Source organism: Sphingobacterium sp. HSC-15S19, from assembly GCF_050433745.1.
GTDB lineage: Bacteria > Bacteroidota > Bacteroidia > Sphingobacteriales > Sphingobacteriaceae > Sphingobacterium > Sphingobacterium siyangense.
Genome location: NZ_JBNPWQ010000103.1, coordinates 1 through 1,261 on the forward strand (window position 1 = coordinate 1; position 1,261 = coordinate 1,261).

Here is a 1,261-nt window from a genome sequence, read left to right on the forward strand (position 1 = left end):
GCATTCCTTATTGCCAAAAATGCTGCACCGTTAGTGCCATTTTTGCTGCACTCTAAATTGCCAAAAGTTGTGTATTCTGATTTACCGATTACAGATCCTCATCAATTAGTTCTTTCTTTTTACTTCCATCAATAATAAACGCTTCATTATAACCAGTCTTTATTCCATAATTTATTTGAATATCCCAATCTTTCAATGGCACACCCGCTCTTTCTACTTTGCACTTAATACTTTTTTCTATTTCAGATAAAACAACCCAGCTATCTGAAGTTTCAAAGTTTGAAATTATTTGATTTTGTCTAAAAAATATGCTCCTTTTCATGGTTTAAAATATGTCCATTTTTATTTTAAGCGGAATACGTATAAATTAAACGATTATTGTATAATATATTTAAGCAGTTTCATTATGATTTACGGTTATATCAGAGTAAGTACAGACAAACAGACAGTAGAAAATCAAAGATTCGAGATAAACGAATTCTGTCATAAAAATGAAGTTATGATCAGCAAATGGATAGAGGAAACAATATCAGGTGCAAAAAATGTTGACGAACGTAAGTTAGGCCGACTATTAAAGCGAATGAAAAAAGGAGACATTCTAATTTGTTCTGAATTATCTAGATTGGGAAGGAATCTACTTATGATAATGGGAGTACTAAACGAATGTATGAATAGAGACATACGTGTTTGGACCATTAAGGATAATTATAGATTGGGAAGTGATATCAGTTCTAAGGTCTTGGCTTTTGCATTTGGTTTATCCGCAGAAATTGAGCGTAATTTAATCTCACAGAGAACTAAAGAGGCATTAGCGAGAAAAAAAGCGGAGGGAGTCATATTAGGAAGACCTGTTGGACGTAAAAACAGTAAAATGAAGCTAACTGGTCAAGAGAAAAAGATTCAGGATTTACTCAACAAACATGTTTCGTATTCAGCTATAGGGAGGATACTAGGAGTTCACAGGCTTACAGTAAGCAATTTTGTAAAAGGTCACCCAGAGATCATAAACAGCAGACTCTTTGTTAAAAATTAATTTGACACCAAATATTTGCGCCAATAAATATTATTGAGACATAATAAAAACTATAGAAGTGATACTATTTAAGGATAATAGTATCACTCAAATAGTATCTGAAAAACTTAATTCCAGTTCAATTAATATACTTATTGACCTATTCCTTTAAGCAATAATCATATTATATTGTTCTGGTTTATGGCAGATCATCCGATATACTAGGTTGTCAAAAATATTCCCTTTCAT

Annotated in this window: 2 protein-coding genes; one reads left to right on the top strand and one right to left on the bottom strand. The window is 31.9% G+C overall.

Features of this window, described 5'->3' with window-relative positions; translation table 11 throughout:
• Positions 1–88: 88 nt before the first annotated feature.
• Positions 89–322 (bottom strand): hypothetical protein, encoded by a 234-nt coding sequence (locus L1283_RS28495; protein ID WP_429626819.1) that lies wholly within the window; start codon positions 320–322, stop codon positions 89–91.
• Positions 323–406: 84 nt separating this feature from the next.
• On the opposite strand from L1283_RS28495, the gene L1283_RS28500 reads away from it, so the two are divergent.
• Positions 407–1,033 (top strand): master DNA invertase Mpi family serine-type recombinase, encoded by a 627-nt coding sequence (locus tag L1283_RS28500; RefSeq protein ID WP_429626820.1) that lies wholly within the window; start codon positions 407–409, stop codon positions 1,031–1,033.
• Positions 1,034–1,261: the final 228 nt, after the last annotated feature.